Annotated in this window: 16 protein-coding genes; 11 read left to right on the top strand and 5 right to left on the bottom strand. The window is 60.0% G+C overall.

Annotation, left to right across the window (positions count from 1 at the left end; genetic code table 11):
- Positions 1-76 precede the first annotated feature (76 nt).
- From MTP38_RS09785 to MTP38_RS09770, 4 genes are all read left to right on the top strand, one after another.
- Positions 77-2,104, top strand: coding sequence for a ComEC/Rec2 family competence protein (locus MTP38_RS09785; protein ID WP_249233461.1), 2,028 nt, complete (start codon positions 77-79; stop codon positions 2,102-2,104).
- 69 nt (positions 2,105-2,173) lie between these two features.
- Positions 2,174-3,202 (top strand): DNA polymerase III subunit delta, encoded by a 1,029-nt coding sequence (gene holA, locus MTP38_RS09780; protein WP_227621258.1) that lies wholly within the window; start codon positions 2,174-2,176, stop codon positions 3,200-3,202.
- On the top strand, positions 3,199-3,816 hold the full coding sequence (locus MTP38_RS09775; protein ID WP_249233460.1) for a toprim domain-containing protein: 618 nt from the start codon (positions 3,199-3,201) through the stop codon (positions 3,814-3,816). Before holA ends, MTP38_RS09775 begins: the two co-directional genes overlap by 4 nt.
- 158 nt (positions 3,817-3,974) lie before the next feature.
- Positions 3,975-5,345 (top strand): sodium-dependent transporter, encoded by a 1,371-nt coding sequence (locus tag MTP38_RS09770; protein WP_249233459.1) that lies wholly within the window; start codon positions 3,975-3,977, stop codon positions 5,343-5,345.
- Between the two features lie 116 nt (positions 5,346-5,461).
- On the opposite strand, the gene MTP38_RS09765 is transcribed toward MTP38_RS09770, so the two are convergent.
- Together MTP38_RS09765 and MTP38_RS09760 are read right to left on the bottom strand one after the other, a co-directional pair.
- Entirely contained in the window at positions 5,462-5,866 is a 405-nt protein-coding gene (locus tag MTP38_RS09765) for a DUF1284 domain-containing protein (protein ID WP_249233458.1), read from the bottom strand.
- Positions 5,863-6,435, bottom strand: a complete 573-nt coding sequence (locus tag MTP38_RS09760) for a biotin transporter BioY (protein ID WP_249233457.1) — start codon at positions 6,433-6,435, stop codon at positions 5,863-5,865. Before MTP38_RS09760 ends, MTP38_RS09765 begins: the two co-directional genes overlap by 4 nt.
- A gap of 240 nt (positions 6,436-6,675) precedes the next feature.
- On the opposite strand from MTP38_RS09760, the gene guaA reads away from it, so the two are divergent.
- Positions 6,676-8,226 (top strand): glutamine-hydrolyzing GMP synthase, encoded by a 1,551-nt coding sequence (gene guaA, locus MTP38_RS09755; RefSeq protein ID WP_249233456.1) that lies wholly within the window; start codon positions 6,676-6,678, stop codon positions 8,224-8,226.
- Positions 8,227-8,484: 258 nt separating this feature from the next.
- On the opposite strand, the gene MTP38_RS09750 is transcribed toward guaA, so the two are convergent.
- Positions 8,485-9,378, bottom strand: coding sequence for a LysR family transcriptional regulator (locus MTP38_RS09750; protein ID WP_249233455.1), 894 nt, complete (start codon positions 9,376-9,378; stop codon positions 8,485-8,487).
- A 202-nt stretch (positions 9,379-9,580) separates the two neighbouring features.
- On the opposite strand from MTP38_RS09750, the gene MTP38_RS09745 reads away from it, so the two are divergent.
- The 6 genes from MTP38_RS09745 to MTP38_RS09720 all read left to right on the top strand — a co-directional run bounded on the left by MTP38_RS09745 (position 9,581) and on the right by MTP38_RS09720 (position 14,785).
- Positions 9,581-10,873, top strand: coding sequence for an aminotransferase class V-fold PLP-dependent enzyme (locus MTP38_RS09745; RefSeq protein ID WP_249233454.1), 1,293 nt, complete (start codon positions 9,581-9,583; stop codon positions 10,871-10,873).
- 51 nt (positions 10,874-10,924) lie between these two features.
- Entirely contained in the window at positions 10,925-12,154 is a 1,230-nt protein-coding gene (locus MTP38_RS09740; protein ID WP_249233453.1) for a dicarboxylate/amino acid:cation symporter, read from the top strand.
- Between the two features lie 42 nt (positions 12,155-12,196).
- Complete coding sequence (locus MTP38_RS09735) at positions 12,197-12,964, top strand: threonine/serine exporter family protein (protein WP_249233452.1); 768 nt, start codon at positions 12,197-12,199, stop codon at positions 12,962-12,964.
- The gene (locus MTP38_RS09730) at positions 12,964-13,401 is read left to right on the top strand and encodes a threonine/serine exporter family protein (protein WP_158405175.1); all 438 of its coding nucleotides are present in this window, start codon (positions 12,964-12,966) and stop codon (positions 13,399-13,401) included. The genes MTP38_RS09735 and MTP38_RS09730 overlap by 1 nt, the downstream gene beginning before the upstream one ends.
- Before the next feature lie 217 nt (positions 13,402-13,618).
- Positions 13,619-14,254: a DNA-3-methyladenine glycosylase family protein gene (locus tag MTP38_RS09725; RefSeq protein WP_249233451.1), complete on the top strand. Its 636-nt coding sequence runs from the start codon at positions 13,619-13,621 to the stop codon at positions 14,252-14,254.
- A 21-nt stretch (positions 14,255-14,275) separates the two neighbouring features.
- Positions 14,276-14,785 carry a methylated-DNA--[protein]-cysteine S-methyltransferase gene (locus MTP38_RS09720; RefSeq protein WP_249233450.1) on the top strand — a complete coding sequence of 170 codons (510 nt, stop codon included), beginning with the start codon at positions 14,276-14,278 and terminating at the stop codon, positions 14,783-14,785.
- 47 nt (positions 14,786-14,832) lie between these two features.
- On the opposite strand, the gene gltA is transcribed toward MTP38_RS09720, so the two are convergent.
- Both gltA and MTP38_RS09710 read right to left on the bottom strand, forming a co-directional pair.
- A complete protein-coding gene (gltA, locus tag MTP38_RS09715) occupies positions 14,833-16,227 on the bottom strand; it encodes an NADPH-dependent glutamate synthase (protein ID WP_227621243.1) in 1,395 nt (464 codons plus the stop codon).
- Position 16,228: 1 nt separating this feature from the next.
- Entirely contained in the window at positions 16,229-17,074 is an 846-nt protein-coding gene (locus MTP38_RS09710) for a sulfide/dihydroorotate dehydrogenase-like FAD/NAD-binding protein (RefSeq protein ID WP_249233449.1), read from the bottom strand.
- Between the last annotated feature and the right edge of the window lie 54 nt (positions 17,075-17,128).

Below are 17,128 nucleotides of genomic sequence, written 5' to 3'. Positions count from 1 at the left end.
ACGCCCGCTCTGCGCGTTCTGCCTGAGTGCGCTGGGTGTGTTAGCATTATGCTCATTTTTGCCGCAGACGGGGCTTTTGCTGCCGTCTGCGGCAATTTTTGTTGTCTTCTGCCTGCTGGTCGGGTGGAAAGGCGGGGCTGCACGAGGTTATGCGGTCTGTCTGCTGCTGGGCGCTCTGGTTGGCGTCGGCATCCGGGAGACCACCGATGCCCGGCTGGCGAAAATACAGGGGTCATACGCCGGACAGGAAGCAGTCCTGACCGCCGAGGTGGAGAGCATCGGCCGCGCCTATGGGGCGGGCCGGGTGAGCGCTGTGCTGCGGGTGGAGACGGTAGACGGAGAGGCTGTCCGGTTCCGTGTGGAGTGTGTCAGTCTGCCCCGATGCGAGGCAGGCGGCCGCATCCGGGGCCGCTTCGCGCTGGACCTGCCGGACGCCACCCAGCGCCTCAGCGACTACGCCGACGGCATCGCCCTGAGCGCGGAGTATCAGTCGGGGATGCTGCGGCTTGGGCCGGGCCGAAGCTTCCGTGCCCGGACGGCCCGCCTCCAAGCGGCCTTGAGTCGCGCCCTGCGCGGCGGCATGGCAGAAAACACCGGCGGTGTTCTGGCTGCGATGGCCGCAGGAGACAAGAGCCATCTTTCCTCCGCCCTCCGCAGCGCCTACCGGGGCGCAGGACTTTCCCATGTGCTGGTGGTGAGCGGCCTGCACGTCACCATCTTCTGTGGTCTGCTGGACGCTCTGCCCTGCCGGGAGCGGGAGCGCAGCCGGGCCTATCGGCGGGCGAGGTCTCTGCTCCGGGCCGGGACGGCTCTCCTGCTGGTGGGCATCACCGGTGTGACGCCCTCGGTCCTCCGGGCAGCGGTGGCGGTCTGGATCAGCTCCCTCGGGGTCTGGCTGGGAGGCCCGGCGGACACCCTCACCTCGCTGGGTGCGGCGGGCGTCCTCATGTGTCTGGGCAACGGGTACGCTGTCTGTGACGTGGGCTTTGAGCTGTCCTTTGCGGCAGTGCTGGGCACGCTGGCCGGGGGAGTGTGCGCAAAGCGAGGCCGGAAAGCCTACTATAATAAGAAGAAAAAGCAGGGGAAGAAGCCCTCCCGCCCGGTGCTGCTCCTCCGCCGTCTGGCGGGCGGCGTGTGGGATGCGCTCTGCGTCTCCTTCTGCGCCTCGGCGGCGACCTTCCCGGTGCTGGTGCTGCGGGGGATGAGCGCGACGGTCTGGGCCGTGGTGTCGGGCGTGGCGGTCCTCTGGATGGTGGGGCCGATGCTGGGACTCAGCCTCGGCGCGGCGCTGCTGGGTCTGGCGGCCCAGAATTTCGGATCCCTGCCCTTGTTTGAAATTCTTCGCAGCCCCATAGCCTTCTGTGCCGAGGGGCTGGCGTTTGGGATGAACGAGTGGGCCTTCCGGGTGTCCGGTCTGCCGGGGGCGTCGCTCTGGTTCGATGGCGGGTATGCCGCACTGGTGTGCCTCGTGCTGTTCTTGCTCTGCGCAGCGGCGATGCGGTGGAATGTCCGCCTCCGGGCGGCACTTCCTACGGTCGTTTTACTGATGGCGCTGGCCTTCGGCCTTGAAACGGCCCTGAGCTGGAACGTGGTGAACATTGAGCTTGTGGGCACGCAGGCCGCGCCCGCCGTCATCATCACCCGGCGGGAACAGGCGGTCGTTCTCTTCCGGGGCAGCAGCATCACCCAGCGGGCCGTGGAGACCCAGCTGGAAAAGCGGGGCGTGAAGCGGGTGGAGCTGCTGGTGGACCTGCGGATGCAGCCGGAGACGCCCTGCGATCTGAAAGCCGAAACGCGCATCGAAGCCGCTGCGCTGGCTGCGGACACCACCCGCCGTGCCGCCTGCGGAGGGATGGACTTGGAGCTTTACCGCACCCGGCAGGGCTGCATCGTCCGGCTGACCATCGGCGGGCAGCGTTTTGTCACGGTAAGCGGCACCGTCCGGCCCGCGAAGCCCATCCGGGCCGAGTGGCTGCTGGCGTCGATGGCGCGGCCGGACAACATCCGGTACACCGACTGCCTGACCCTGAGCCGAAAGTACCGCTGGATGCGGGAGAGCGACGCTGTGCCCGTCTCCCGCCTGCGTTTGCGCCTCGCAGGGTGAGCGCTTTTCAAAGCGGGCGGAGTATGATAAAATAAGGCCATCACCTTAATAGAAAAAGGAGCCGATGATTTGGCAACGGAAACGAAACTCCGGCAGCTGGCCCAAGGGGGCTGTCCGGTCTACTATTTTTATTCCAGTGAGCGGTATCTGGTCCGGCAGGCCGTGGCCCGGGCGTCGAAGCTGCTGGCCGAGGGCGAGGACGAGGAAACGACGGTGCTGGACGGCGCGACGCCGGAAATCGAGCAGCTCATCATGGCGGCGGGCACCATCTCTTTCTTCGGGACGCGGCGGGTGGTGCTTCTGCCCGAGGTGGACCCTGCCGCCTACAGCGACAAAGACCTCGACGAGCTGTGCGCTACGCTGGCCAGCCTCGAAAACGCTGTGGTGGTGCTGGGCAGCGTGTTTGAGTTGGAACGCAATAAGCTCAAGCTGGGCAAGCGGGCACAGAAGCTCGTCGCCCAGTGCACCAAGGTCGGCTTTGCCGAGGAGCTGGCCAAGCCCAAGCCCTACGAGCTGAAGGTCATGATGATGGACCGGGCCAAAGCGCAGGACACTACCCTTTCCGAGGGCACGGCGGCGGCCCTGCTGGAACGCTGCGGCGAAGACCCCTTCCTGTTGGAAAACGAGGTGGATAAGCTCTGCGCCCTCTCGGGTTATCAGACTGTGACCACGGCGATGGTGGCCGAGATGGGCACCGTGAGCCTTGAGGCCGATGTCTTCGAGATGATACGGATGATCACGGCGAAAAACGCTACCGGCGCGTGCAAAAAGCTCCAGACCCTGCTGCGCTTACAGCAGGAGCCGATCCCCATCACTGCTGCCATGATCGGCAGCTACGTCGATCTGTACCGGGTCAAGCTGGGCGCGGCCAAGCGGAAGAACTATAACACCGTGTTCAAGGACTTTGGTTACAAGGGCAGCGACTACCGGCTCAAGCGCTCGGCGGAGACAGCCAGCCACTACACCCTGCCCCAGCTCGAGGCCTGTATGCAGATCCTTTTGGAGCTGGACAAGAGTCTGAAAAGCCAGCCGGTGAGCGCCCAGACCCTTCTGGAAACGGCGCTCTGCCGCTTGGCCATGGCGGGAGGAAGACGATGAGCGAAAAACAGGAACTGCTGCACACCGACCGTGTGCTCATCGTGGAGGGCAAGTACGACGCTGCCCGCCTGTCTCATCTGACAGACGCCATGATCCTGCTGACGGACGGCTTCGGCATCTATAAGGACAAGAAGCGTCAGCAGCTTTTCAAGACATTGGCCCGCAGGAACGGCCTCATCCTGCTGACGGACTCCGACGCGGCGGGCTTCCGCATCCGCACCTACATCACGAATCTGGTGGGGGAAAAGAATGTCGTGCAGGCCTACGTCCCGGCCATCCACGGCAAGGAAAAGCGGAAGGCTCAGCCCGGCAAAGAGGGGCTTCTGGGGGTCGAGGGCGTGGACGACGCCCTTGTCCTGCAGGCGCTGCGGGATGCTCTGGGCGAAGAGGCCGATACGGCCCCGGTGAAGCCGGAGGGGCGGCAGATCACCTACACTGACCTCTACGAGTGGGGGCTTTCGGGCACGGCAGGCTCGGCGGAGCGGAAGATGAAGCTGCTCTCAGCCCTCGGGCTGCCACCCCGGCTCTCGAAAAAAGAACTGGTGGAGGCCCTTAACCGCCTCTACAGCTACGAGCAGCTGGACGAAATGCAGGCGGAGCTGCTCAAAGGGTGAAGATACAGTTGGATTTTTTGAGAAAATATGAAAAAGATTCAAGTGAGACTTCTGGAAAACTTGCCGCAAGCTGTGATATAATCAATACACTGTGCGCCCGTCGTGTACGAAGCACGACGGGCGCAGATCTTTGCATGGTGCAATAAAGGAGACAATCAATGGAACGCGAAAAACTCAAATCGAGACTCGGGTTCATCCTCCTTTCCGCCGGCTGCGCGATCGGCATCGGAAATGTGTGGAAGTTCCCCTATATGGCAGGTCAGGGCGGCGGCGGCGCGTTCGTGCTGTTCTACCTGCTCTTCCTCGTGATTCTGGGCCTGCCCATCATGAGCATGGAGTTCGCTGTGGGCCGCGCCAGCCACAAAAGCCCGGTGCGCGCCTATCAGGCCCTCGAGAAGCCCGGCCAGAAGTGGCATATCCACGGCTACTTCACCCTCATCGGCTGCTATCTGCTGATGATGTTCTACACCACGGTGTCGGGCTGGATGCTCCACTACTTCTACATGACCGCCGCCGGAAAGCTCTCCGGTCTGGATGCCGGTCAGGTGGCAGACGCCTTCACCGAGATGCTGGCAAGCCCGCTCATCATGGGCTTCTGGATGGTGGTGGTCGTGGTGTTCGGCATCTTTGTCTGCGCTCGCGGCCTGCAGAACGGCCTCGAGAAGGTGACGAAGGGGATGATGATCGCCCTTCTGGTCATCATGGTGGTGCTGGCCGTCAACAGCCTGTTCATGCCCGGCGCAAAGGAGGGCCTGCGCTTCTATCTTGTGCCCGATTTTGGCCGCATGAAGGAGGTGGGCGTCGTCAACACGCTGGTAGGAGCCATGAATCAGGCCTTCTTCACCCTGAGCCTCGGCGTCGGCGCAATGGCCATCTTCGGCAGCTACATCGGCAAGGAACACGCCCTGCTGGGGGAGAGCGTCCGTGTCGTGGTGCTGGACACCTTCGTGGCTCTGACCTCCGGCCTCATCATCTTCCCGGCCTGCTTCACCTACGGCGTGGACCAGACCAGCGGCCCCAGCCTCATCTTCATCACCCTGCCCAACATCTTCGCCAATATGTCGATGGGCCGTCTGTGGGGCAGCCTGTTCTTCCTGTTCATGGCTTTTGCGGCCCTTTCCACCGTTCTGGCCGTCTTTGAGAACATCATCTGCTGCGGCATGGAGCTGACCGGCTGGAGCCGTCAGAAGTCCAGCCTCGTCAACCTCTTCCTCATCATTGCCCTCTCACTGCCCTGCGTGTTGGGCTACAATGTCTGGGCATGGGACGGTTTCGCCATCTTCGGCGGCGCAGTGCTGGATCTGGAGGACTTCCTCGTCAGCAACCTCTTCCTGCCTCTCGGCTCCCTCGTCTACCTGCTGTTCTGCGTCACCCGCTACGGCTGGGGCTGGGACAACTACAAGAAGGAAGTCAACACCGGCGACGGCCTCAAGGTGCAGGACTGGATGCGCGGCTATCTGACCTATGGCCTGCCCCTCATCGTCCTGTTCATCTTCGTGTTCGGGCTGTACGACAAGTTCATCGCCTGATCAGATTGGAAAAAGACCCGTGGTGCGGAGAAGCTCTGCACCACGGGTCTTCTGTTATATGCAAAAAGTCCCGTGTTCACACTGTCGTGGGAACATGGGACTTCAGAGCTTGCAGCTTACTTCACATACCGGCCTTCGCAGATGTTCTTGCAGCAGGCGCTGACGGGAAACCAGCAGCAGTCGCGGCAGATGTCGGCGAGGATCTCGGGCGTGGCCTTGGCGTCGATGGCACAGATCAGGTCCTGATAGACGTATTCCTTTTCCTCGAGGCCGAAGTATTCCACTGTCTTTGCGTCGTAGCGCTTGACCTTTTCCTGCGTGTCGCAGAGATCCTCGCCCAGCTTGTTGGGGCAGCAGGAACAGAGCGTGTCGGTGGAGAAGGTGAGGCGGATGGTGGTGCCGGGAACATCCCGGAGCTGGTGCACCACATCGGTCATGTGGGCGACAAAATCGTTGTCGTAGCCCTTGCCGGAGTAGCCCTGCGTGCAGAGCAGATGGTGGGGACGAAGTACGATGCTCATGCCTTCAGACCCGGGATACGCTTCCGCAGATTGAGACCGATGGCGCAGGCCAGCACAGCCTTGATGATGGCGGTGGGGATGAAGGGCAGCACGCAGGCAGAGATACCGACGGCGATGGTGCTGTGGGCCACCACCACGAAGAGGGCGACGCCCACCACATAGTTGACCAGAGTGCCCACCACGACAGCGGTGACGAACGCGCCCTTGAAGGCGTTGCGGTGCTCGACGCCGAGGCCGATGATGTAGGCCATCAGGGGGAAGGAGATGAGGAAGCCGCCGGTGGGGCCGACGAACTTATCAAAGCCGCCGGAAAAGTTGGCCAGCACCGGCACGCCCACGGCACCCAGCGCCAGATAGACCAGCGTAGCGATGGCAGAAAGCTTGGAGCCCAGCACCACAGCAGCCAGCGTGATGGCGAAGGTCTGCATGGTCATGGGGACGCCCAGAGGCATCGGGATGGAGATCTGGGCCATCACTGCGATGACGGCGGCGAACAGGCCCGCGTAGCAGATGTCGCGGACGGAAAACTTGGATTTGCTGGCCGAAACGGCCTGTGTGGTTTGACTCATAATGAATGCTCCTCCTATACTTGCGGCCCCGGGGGGCCGGTGTCTGGCCCAAAGCGGCCATACGCCCAGTATGACAGACTGGAGCAGCGGCGTCAACTTGAGAGTTGCAAAAAGGTTTACAATTCAAAATGAAAAACAAAAACAGGAAAATATACAAAAGATGTCGCTTTTGGTTGTGGAATGTGCTATACTAAAGCCAGCTATAGAAAGCACATCAGGAACAACAGAGAGGAGAACATCATGCAGCATGAAACCGTGATCGTGCTGGACTTTGGCGGCCAGTACAATCAGCTCATCGCGCGCCGCGTCCGCGAGAACAATGTCTACTGTGAGATCTATTCCTATAAGACAGATCTTTCCGTCATCAAGGCAAAGAACCCCAAAGGCATCATCTTCACCGGAGGCCCCAACAGCGTCTATCTGGAGGATTCGCCCACCATCGACCCCGAGATCTTCCGCTGGGGCGTGCCTGTGCTGGGCATCTGCTACGGCAGCCAGCTCATGATGCACCTGCTGGGCGGTCATGTCTGCCGCGCACCGGAGCGCGAGTACGGCAAGACCGAGGTCTTCGTGGACAACAGCAGCAAGATGTTCACCGATGTGCAGCCTTCCACCATCTGTTGGATGAGCCACAACGATTACATCGAGCAGGCAGCGCCCGGCTTCAAGATCACGGCCCACACCGTCAACTGCCCGGTGGCAGCGGCCGAGAATGAGGAGAAGGGTCTGTACGCCGTCCAGTTCCACCCCGAGGTGCTCCACACCGCAGAGGGCAAGAAGATGCTGCGCAACTTCGTGTACAATGTCTGCGGCTGCACCGGCGACTGGAAGATGGACTCTTTCGTGGAGAACAATGTCAAGGCCCTGCAGGAGCGCATCGGCGACGGCAAGGTGCTCTGCGCCCTGTCCGGCGGCGTCGATTCCTCGGTGCTGGCCGCCATGCTGGCCAAGGCCATCGGCAAGCAGCTGACCTGCGTTTTTGTGGATCACGGCCTGCTGCGCAAGAATGAGAAGGAAGAGGTCTGCTCGGTCTTCGGCCCCGGCAACGCCAACGGCTTTGACATCAACTTCATCTGTGTGGACGCCCGTGAGCGCTACTTTGCAAAGCTGGCCGGTGTCACCGAGCCGGAGCGCAAGCGCAAGATCATCGGCGAGGAGTTCATCCGCGTCTTTGAAGAGCAGGCCAAGCAGATCGGCAAGGTCGATTTCCTCGCACAGGGCACCATCTACCCCGACGTGGTCGAGAGTGGTCTGGGCGGTGAGTCCACCGTCATCAAGAGCCACCACAATGTCGGCGGTCTGCCCGACACTGTGGACTTCAAGGAGCTGGTGGAGCCTCTGCGCAACCTGTTCAAGGACGAAGTCCGTCAGGCTGGCCGTGAGCTGGGTCTGCCCGAGTATCTGGTCAGCCGCCAGCCCTTCCCCGGCCCGGGTCTGGGCATCCGCATCATCGGCGAAGTGACTCCCGAAAAGGTCGCCATCGTACAGGATGCCGACGCCATCTGGCGCGAGGAGATCGCCAAGGCGGGTCTCGATAAGGAGATCAGCCAGTACTACGCCGCACTGACCAATATGCACAGCGTCGGCGTCATGGGCGACGAGCGCACCTACGACTACGCCGTGGCCCTGCGCGCCGTCACCACCACCGACTTCATGACCGCCGAGAGCTACAATATGCCTTGGGATGTGCTGGGCACAGTCACCAGCCGTATCGTCAATGAGGTCAAGCACGTGAACCGCGTGTTCTATGACTGCACCGGTAAGCCGCCGGCTACGATCGAGCTCGAGTAATCTGCAAATCCTGAAAAGTATTGATGCAATGCAATATTTTGAGAGCCGAAAGACTCTGTGATACTGCTTTGATACGATCAGGCGATTATTCATAAAGAGAGACATGAAAATGAGGCTGCTGCAAAATAAAAATGCAACAGCAATAGAAACCCGGAACCCTTTTTGAGCTGTTTTGACTCTGAAAAGGTTCCGGGTTTTGTGCAATATTTTTCGAGGAACTATTTTGCAACAGCCCTTTTTCGCATATCCATATCCTTCTTACACACCCGATGGCAGTAGGCCATTCTCCTTCGAGTAGGCATACGCCTCCTCCTTAAAATGCCGGATGGCGAGGGCGTTTAGGTGGTCGGGGAAGGCGCTGGAAATAAGGTAGCAGATGCGCGTCGGGGGCGGGTCGAGAAGCTCGTAAATTTGGACAGGAAACTCACGGGTCAGTTCAGGAAGGTTGCTACGCTGGACGATGGCCCAGCTGCCGGGCTGCTGGAGGAACTGCTTCATCACGTTGCAGGAGTCTACATGGATGAGGTAGTTGCGGGTGCCAAAACGGCTGTTGTGCCATGTGTCGAAAGCGGGATTCCAGCGCTGGTAAATTTCAGCTTTGGGGTCGAAGCGGTCGAGGGTGGTGTGGATGGGTGGGCTGGGCTGCTCGCAGGCCTGCACGACCACATAGTCCAGCCGAAAGAGAGCATCACAATCGACGCCCGGCACCTCGGAGGAGGTGGAGACAAAGGCAAGGTCAAGCTGCTTGTTGGCTACCATCTGGTAGGCCTCAATGCTCTGGTAGACAAGAAGAGACATCTTGGTGTGGTGACGGGAGATGACCCGGTTGCAGATGTCCGGCACGAGGGTGGCGCTGAGGCTGCCAATGGTCGAGATGGTGATGGAGTTGGAGAGGAAGAAGCGCGTTTCATCTATCTCACCATAAAGCTCTATGAATTTTTGCGCAGTTTTCAGGAATGCCTCGCCGCGCGGGGTGAGAATGATGCTCTTTTTGCCCTTTTCGCGGTGGACGAGGGTACAGCCCAGCTCGTTTTCCAGTTGCTGGATGCGGGCAGAGATGGCAGGCTGGGTCTTGTAGAGCAGATCTGCCGTCTTGGTGATGCTGCCCGTTTCACAGAGGACGACATAGGTCTCGAAAAGGTCATGGTCCACAAAAAGTCCACTCCTTCTTTGTCAAATATAAGCATTTTTTATATTATAGAGAAAAATAATCGATTTGTCAATAAATGCAAAACATAGTATAATATGCATAAAGAAAGCGGCGGATGTGAGCAAAATTAAGAAATTTTGCTGGCAAAAACTGCAAAAACAGACAAGCGACCCCGAGCACATCAGGACAAAAGGAGTAATTACTATGGCTGCAAGCAAGTACACCGCAAACATGTTCGACGCAGAGGAACTGGCCGCTCTGCGTGAGAAGTTCAACTATGTTGATACCGACATCAAGGGCCGTCACCGCTTGTTTATGGACAATGCCGGCGGCTCCCTTCGCCTGAAGGCCGCAGAGGACGAATTTAAGCGTGTCAGCGAGATGCCCGATGCCTCTGAGCACTCCAACGAGCTGGCTCTGGAACTGCTGGCACTGGAAGATAAGGCCCGCATCGACATTAAGAGCGTTATCTTCGGCGCAAAGACCGGCGTTATCTACCCCAGCTACACCGCCTCCCAGATCATGATGGATGTGGCCCGCATCTTCGCCGACCATGCCAAGGGTACCAACTATGTTACCACTGTGCTGGAGCACCCCTCCTCCTTCGACGCGATGACCTACAACGCCCGGAAACACGGCTGTGAGTTGCGTGTGGCACAGGCCAACCCCGCTACCGGCGGCGTGGACGCTGAAGCAGTCCTCGACCTCATCGATGAGAATACTGCTGTGCTGAGCTGCATGGCCGCGTCCAATATTTCCGGCTACATCTACGACCTGAAAACCATCTGCAAGAAAGCCCGCGAGAAGAACCCTGACATCTTCATCATCTGCGATGCCGTTCAGCATGCCCCCCACGGTGCCCTGAACCCCGAGGAACTGGGCGTGGACATGATGCACTTCGCCCCCTACAAGTTCTTCGGCGTACGCGGCTTTGCGCTGGCATGGCTGTCTGACCGTGTGGCCGAGTTTGACCACTATCGCCTGCTGGGCAAGGCCAAGAACGACTGGGAGATCGGCAGCCCGGCCACCGCACAGTTCGCCGCCGTGCAGCAGATCATCGAGTACGTCGTTGCTCTGGGCAAGGTGAAGGATCCCGATGAGACGGACCGCCGCGCCCTGTACGAGGTCGGCATGAAACGGATCGCCGATCACGAGCGCGGCCTGCTGGAGCTGATGCTGGATGGCACCGACAAGATGCCCGGCCTGCGCCACATGGAGGGCGTTACCGTTCAGATGGATGGCAAGGACCTGACCACCCGCGACCTCATCCTTGGCATCGAGCTGGCTAACATTTCCTGTGAGCAGGCTGTTAAGGAGTACGATAAGCGCGGCATCGTCACGTTCGACCGTTCCGCTTCCAGCTTGTACTCGCGCCGTATGCTGGACGCTTTCGGTCTGAAGGGCGTCGTCCGCCTTTCTCCCCTCCACGTCAACTCGGTGGAGGACATCGAGGAGTTCCTGCAGATCACGGCTGACATGGTCAAGGCTGCAAAGTAAGAAAGAATCGGATAAAAAGAGAAGAGTAAATTTGATATAGGAGAAAATACCATGACTGAGTCTAAGAAACAAAAGAAACTCGGCCTCGGTGGCCGTATCCTCATTGGCATCGTCATCGGTCTTGCCATCGGCTTTATCTCGCCCTCTCTCGCCTCTGCCTTGTCCCCGCTGGGCACCATTTTCCTTCGCTTACTGAAAATGATCATGGTCCCGTTGGTTTTCTTCAGCATCACCAGCGGCGTCTGCAAGATGGGCGACATCAAGCAGTTGGCCTCTGTTGGTCTCCGCTTTGTCCTCTATATCCTCTTCACCTCGGGTCTGGCCTCTGCGGTTGGCGTCATCGTGGGCCTCATCTTTCAGCCGGGAAAAGGCACTACCGAGTTTCTGGACGCGTCGGCTAACGTGGAGAGCGTGACCTATAACTTTATCGACAACGTCGTCTCATGGGTGCCAGATAACGTCGTCAACGCGATGGCAACGGCCAATATGCTGCAGGTCATCGTCTTCGCCCTCTTCCTCGGCGTGGCCCTGCTGAGTCTGGGTGAGAAGGCGAAGGTCTTTACATCCTTCATCGATCAGGGCAGCGACGTCATGCTGAAGATCGTCGAGTACATCATGGCAGTCTCTCCCATCGGCATCGCCTCCCTGATGGCTACGATGGTCTCTACTATCAGCGGCGCTACTATGAAAGAGGTCGTCTCCTTTATCATCATGGATTACGGCTGCGGCATTACGATCCTGCTCATTGTCTATCCGCTCCTCATCAAGCTGCTGGCCCGCGTGCCGGTCATCTCCTTCATGAAGAAGATTTCTGAGCCTATGATCGTTGCTGTCACCACCACTTCTTCTGCCGCCACTCTGCCCATCTCCATCAAGGTCGCCGGCGAGAAGCTGGGTGTCCCCGAGAACATCTATGGCTTCACCCTGCCTCTGGGCAACACCTGCGGTATGAACGGTTTCGCTATGTTCATCGGCCTGTGCTGTATCTTCGCTTCCAACCTCTACGGTATGCCTGTCACGGTTGCCTCTCTGGCCCAGTTCATCTTCCTCGGCATCATCCTCTCGGTAGGCGCTGCAGGCGTAAAGGGCGCAGGCATCGTCATGTCCACCGTCCTGCTGGAGGCCATAGGTATGCCTTTGACCCTTATCCCCATTCTGGCTGCGATCTGGCCAGCCATCGACCCCATCCATACCCTGATGAACAACACCAGCGACCTTGTGGGCACTATGCTCATCGCTCGTCAACTGGACAAGGTGGATATGAATGTTTATAATAGCTGATAGGAACAGCCACAACAAGTAACACACGAAAGAGTACGCAAGATGAGAACACCGGAAGAACAGCTGGTCGATGCCAGCCTTGATATGGGAAAAGCCCTGCTTCTAGCAGGCGGCGAGGTGACGCGGGTGGAGGACACCATCACCCGCATCCTCCACGCCTATGGGATGCATAAGGTGGGTGTGTTTACCATTACCTCCCTTATTGAGGTCACGGCACGTACGCCGGACGGCGATGAGATCGTCAAGGCCCGGCGCATCGCCGGAGGCTATGCCACCAACCTCGACCGGGTAGAACAGTTGAATGCTCTCTCCCGCGAAATTTGCGCCACCTGCCCTCCGCCGCAGGACATCATTTCCCGTATAGAGGCCATCAAGTACCCGAAGCCGGAGGCGGCGTGGATCAGCTACGTCGGCGCGATGCTGGCAGCAGGAAGTTTCACTGTCTTCTTTGGCGGCAGGCTGGCCGATGTCCCGGCGACGATCATCCTCGCCTGTTTCATCAACTGGATGGATCGGAAAGGCATCTACAAAAAGGAGAACCAGCTGCTGTTTTATCTGGTCTGTTCCATCGTGACGGGCTTTCTGGGCTGTATCCTCGTCCGGGTGGGCATCGGTGTCCATCTGGACAAAATTCTCATCGGATGCATCATGCTGACCATTCCCGGCATCCCCATTACCTACGCGATGCGGGATATGCTGCTGGGCGAGAGCATCACAGGTCTGTTTCGGTTTGTGGAATCCCTGCTCATTGCGGCCAGCATTGCGGGCGGCTTCCTGCTTGCGACCGTCCTTGCAGAGGGGGTGCTGTGATGGGGCAGATATTAGCTGGTGCGCTGGGAGGCCTCGGCTTCTCCATTGTCTTCGGTGTGCGCAAAAAGTACATGGTGCTCATCGCCCTCAATGCTGGCTTGTCGTGGGCCGTCTATCTGGCTGTGAACGCGCTGGCCGGGGACTTCGCAGGCAATATGGCGTCGGCCATGTTCTGCAGCCTAATGGCCGCAGTTCTGGCCCGGCGCATCAAGGTCCCTACCGTCGTGCTCCAGATGCCCGCCACCGTGCCCATGATTCCCGGTGGCAGCCTCTACTACACGATGCTCTATGTCTTCTCGGGCGATATGCTCAATGCCAAGCTCTATTTCCTCTCTACCATCCGCGCTATCTTCGGTATGGCCATCGGTTTTGCTGTGGTGAGTGTCCTGCTCAGGACGCTGGCCGAAAAGCGTACCCACGCCACGCACGGCGCTTGATCTCAGGTCTCTCATGCGGGGAGCTGTATTTTCGGCTGATTTTCTCTATATTTGCACCACATCCCATTCCTCCCCGTGGAAAAGATGACCCGCTTGCTGTACGGCATAACTCTGTGCAGCGGGCGGTTTTTGTGTTGCGGATACGCTCATTTTCTGCTATAATCAAATCGACAACTGAAACTCAAACAAAAAGTTGTAGCACGAAGGGGGCGTCCATATGCATTTCCAATACGGCGAAGCAGAGACGGGATACCTGAGCCGCAGGGACGAGCGGATGGCGGCGGTCATTGCGCAGGTGGGGCACATTGAGCGGGAGGTGGATGCCGACCTCTTTTCAGCGGTGGTACACCACATCGTCGGCCAGCAGATCTCCACCAAGGCACAGGCCACCATCTGGAAGCGGATGCGGGACGAGCTGGGGACGGTGGATGCTGCCGCCGTCCTCGGGGCAGGTGTGGAGAAAATGCAGAGCTTCGGCATGACCTTCCGTAAAGCTGGGTACATCACCGACTTTGCCCGGAAGATCGAGAGCGGGGAATTTGACCTTGACGGCATCTGGGAAAAGCCCGATGACGAGGCAATCCGGGAGCTAAGAGGTCTGAAGGGGGTCGGCGTCTGGACGGCGGAGATGATACTGCTCTTCTGTATGCAGCGGCCCAACGTGTTCAGCTACGACGACCTTGCGATCCAGCGGGGCCTGCGGATGGTGTACCATCACCGGAAAATCGAGCGGAAGCTGTTCGAAAAGTACCGCCGCCGGTTCAGCCCCTATTGCAGCGTGGCGAGCCTCTATCTCTGGGCGGCGGCAGGCGGCGCGGTGCCGGGCCTGAAAGATCACGCGCCCGCGAAATGAAAGAAGGCAGGGTGAGCCGCGATGATGTACACGATGCGCTATGATTCGCCGCTGGGTGGGATCCTGCTGGCAGCGGACGAAGAGGGCCTGACCGGGCTGTGGTTCGAGACGCAGAAATACTTTGCGGCAAAACTTGCTCCGGAGCATGAGGAGAAGATGACACCGGCGCTGGACGCCGCCTGCCGCTGGCTGGATGTCTATTTTTCGGGTCGGGAGCCGGACTTCACGCCGAAGCTCCATCTCGTCGGCTCGGACTTCCGGCAGGCGGTGTGGGCGCTGCTGCGGAAGATCCCTTACGGCCAGACCACGACTTACGGCGCGCTGGCGGGACAGCTGGCCGAGCAAAGCGGAAAGCGCGTCTCGGCACAGGCGGTGGGCGGCGCTGTGGGGCACAACCCCGTCTCCCTCATCGTGCCCTGCCACCGGGTGGTGGGCAGCGGCGGAAGCCTGACCGGCTATGCAGGCGGGGTGGAAAAGAAGATGCGCCTGCTGACGCTTGAAAACAGCGAGGCAGCGAAATTTTATCGATAAAAAGCAGGGCATCCCGCCGGGATGCCCTGCTTTTTGGTTATCTGAAATTACTTGTTCCGGATGTACTCATCGATGGCCTTGGCGGCAGCCTTGCCTGCGCCCATGGCCTTGATGACGGTGGCTGCGCCGGTGACAGCGTCGCCGCCGGCATACACGCCCTCGCGGCTGGTCTTACCCTCGTCGCCCTCGGTGACGATGCAGCCGTGCCGGTTGGTCTCGAGGCCCGGCGTGGTGGAGCGGATGAGAGGATTGGGGCTGGTGCCCAGACTCATGATGACGGTGTCCACGTCCATGGTGAACTCGCTGCCCTTCTTCTCGATGGGGCGGCGGCGGCCGGAGGCATCCGGCTCACCCAGCTCCATCTCGATGCATGTGATGGCCCTGACGAAGCCGTCCTCGCCGGGCAGGATCTCCACGGGATTGCAGAGGGTCTTGAAGATGATGCCCTCCTCCTCGGCGTGCTCGACCTCCTCCTTACGGGCAGGCAGCTCGGCCATGCCGCGGCGGTAGACGATGTAGACCGTCTCCGCACCCAGACGGAGGGCGCTGCGGGCAGCGTCCATTGCCACATTGCCGCCGCCCACGACCGCCACCTTTTTGCCGGTGCGGATGGGGGTCTTGCTGGTGGGGAGATAGGCCTTCATCAGGTTGGAGCGGGTGAGGAACTCGTTGGCGGAGTAGACGCCCTTCAGGCTCTCGCCGGGGATACCCATGAAGCGGGGCAGACCGGCACCGGAACCCACGAAGACGGCCTCGTAGCCGTACTCGCCCATCAGTTCGTCGATGGTCAGCACCTTGCCGATGACCATGTTGCACTCGAAATCGACGCCCATCTTCCGGAGGCCGTCGATCTCCTGCTGGACGATGGCCTTGGGCAGACGGAACTCGGGGATGCCGTACATCAGCACGCCGCCAGCCACGTGCAGGGCCTCGTAGACTGTGACCTTGTAGCCCAGCTTGGCCAGATCACCGGCAGCGGTCAGGCCGGCAGGGCCTGCGCCGATGATGGCGACCTTGTGGCCGTTGGGTGCAGGCACGATGGGAGCAGTGTGGACGTTCTCGCGGTGCCAGTCGGCCACGAAGCGCTCCAGACGGCCGATGCCGACCGGCTCATTCTTGATGCCGCGGGTGCACTTGCCCTCGCACTGGCTCTCCTGCGGGCAGACGCGGCCGCAGACGGCGGGCAGGGAGGAGGAGCGGTTGATGACCTGATAGGCGGCCTCGAAGTCGCCCTCGGCCACATGGCCGATGAACTCGGGGATGTCGATGCCGACGGGGCAGCCGGTCTGGCAGGGCTTATTCTTGCAGTGGATGCAGCGCTTGGCCTCGTTCACGGCCATTTCGGCGGTGTAGCCCAAAGCCACTTCCTCAAAATTCTTGTTGCGGACGTTGGGGTCCTGAGTGGGCATGGGGCACTTTTTGGGGTCCATATTGAAAGCCATCTTACATTCCCTCCTGAGTCTTGAACAGGTTGCAGGCCTTTTCGCGGGCCTTGGCCTCAAAGGGGCGGTACATGGTGCCGCGGGCCATGGCCTCGTCGAAATCCACGAGGTAGCCGTCGAAGTCGGGGCCGTCCACGCAGGCAAACTTGGTCTCGCCACCCACGGTCAGGCGGCAGCCGCCGCACATGCCGGTGCCGTCGATCATGATGGGGTTCATGGAGACGATGCTCTTGAGGCCGTGCTTCTGGCAGGTCTTGACCACGAACTTCATCATGATGAGAGGGCCGATGGTGATGACGAGGTCGTACTGGTTGCCAGCGGCTACCAGCTCATCGAGGGCGGCGGTGACAACGCCCTTGGTGCCGTAGCTGCCGTCGTCGGTCATGATGCGCAGCTCATCGCTGCAGGCTTTGAACTCATCCTCGAGGATGAGCAGATCCTTGCTGCGGAAGCCCACGACGCTGTGGACGACGCAGCCCTGCTCGTGCAGCTCCCGGGCGATGGGCAGAGCGATGGCGCAGCCCACGCCGCCGCCGACGACGCAGACCTTCTTCAGGCCCTCGGTCTCGGTAGCGCGGCCCAGCGGGCCGACGAAATCGTGGACGCTCTGGCCCACCTCAAGGCTGTTCAGCTCCATCGTGGTGCCACCGACGATCTGGAAGATGATGTCCACGGTGCCCTTCTCCCGGTCATAGCCTGCGACGGTGAGGGGGATGCGCTCGCTGTCCTCGAGCGGGCGCACAATGATAAACTGGCCCGGTTTTGCCTTTTTGGCAATGAGGGGGGCTTCAATGACCATCTTTGTAACGGTGGGGTTGAGCGCCACCTTTTCCGTGATCTTGTACATTGCGTTTGCTCCTTTTTCTGACGACATATTCCCATGCATGAAAACACGCCTGAT

This window comes from Faecalibacterium sp. I3-3-89 (assembly GCF_023347275.1).
GTDB classification, from domain to species: Bacteria; Bacillota; Clostridia; order Oscillospirales; family Ruminococcaceae; genus Faecalibacterium; species Faecalibacterium butyricigenerans.
The sequence above is the reverse complement of the archived record's forward strand: the minus strand, read 5'-3'. Positions and strand labels throughout refer to the sequence as shown.

Coding starts and splice junctions, on each gene's coding strand:
- MTP38_RS09735 (WP_249233452.1), top strand. CDS start 12,197: ATGAGAACACCGGAAGAACAGCTGGTCGATGCCAGCCTTGATATGGGA.
- guaA (WP_249233456.1), top strand. CDS start 6,676: ATGCAGCATGAAACCGTGATCGTGCTGGACTTTGGCGGCCAGTACAAT.
- MTP38_RS09770 (WP_249233459.1), top strand. CDS start 3,975: ATGGAACGCGAAAAACTCAAATCGAGACTCGGGTTCATCCTCCTTTCC.
- MTP38_RS09725 (WP_249233451.1), top strand. CDS start 13,619: ATGCATTTCCAATACGGCGAAGCAGAGACGGGATACCTGAGCCGCAGG.
- MTP38_RS09720 (WP_249233450.1), top strand. CDS start 14,276: ATGATGTACACGATGCGCTATGATTCGCCGCTGGGTGGGATCCTGCTG.
- MTP38_RS09765 (WP_249233458.1), bottom strand. CDS start 5,866: ATGAGCATCGTACTTCGTCCCCACCATCTGCTCTGCACGCAGGGCTAC.
- MTP38_RS09745 (WP_249233454.1), top strand. CDS start 9,581: ATGGCTGCAAGCAAGTACACCGCAAACATGTTCGACGCAGAGGAACTG.
- MTP38_RS09740 (WP_249233453.1), top strand. CDS start 10,925: ATGACTGAGTCTAAGAAACAAAAGAAACTCGGCCTCGGTGGCCGTATC.
- MTP38_RS09760 (WP_249233457.1), bottom strand. CDS start 6,435: ATGAGTCAAACCACACAGGCCGTTTCGGCCAGCAAATCCAAGTTTTCC.
- MTP38_RS09730 (WP_158405175.1), top strand. CDS start 12,964: ATGGGGCAGATATTAGCTGGTGCGCTGGGAGGCCTCGGCTTCTCCATT.
- MTP38_RS09775 (WP_249233460.1), top strand. CDS start 3,199: ATGAGCGAAAAACAGGAACTGCTGCACACCGACCGTGTGCTCATCGTG.
- MTP38_RS09710 (WP_249233449.1), bottom strand. CDS start 17,074: ATGTACAAGATCACGGAAAAGGTGGCGCTCAACCCCACCGTTACAAAG.
- gltA (WP_227621243.1), bottom strand. CDS start 16,227: ATGGCTTTCAATATGGACCCCAAAAAGTGCCCCATGCCCACTCAGGAC.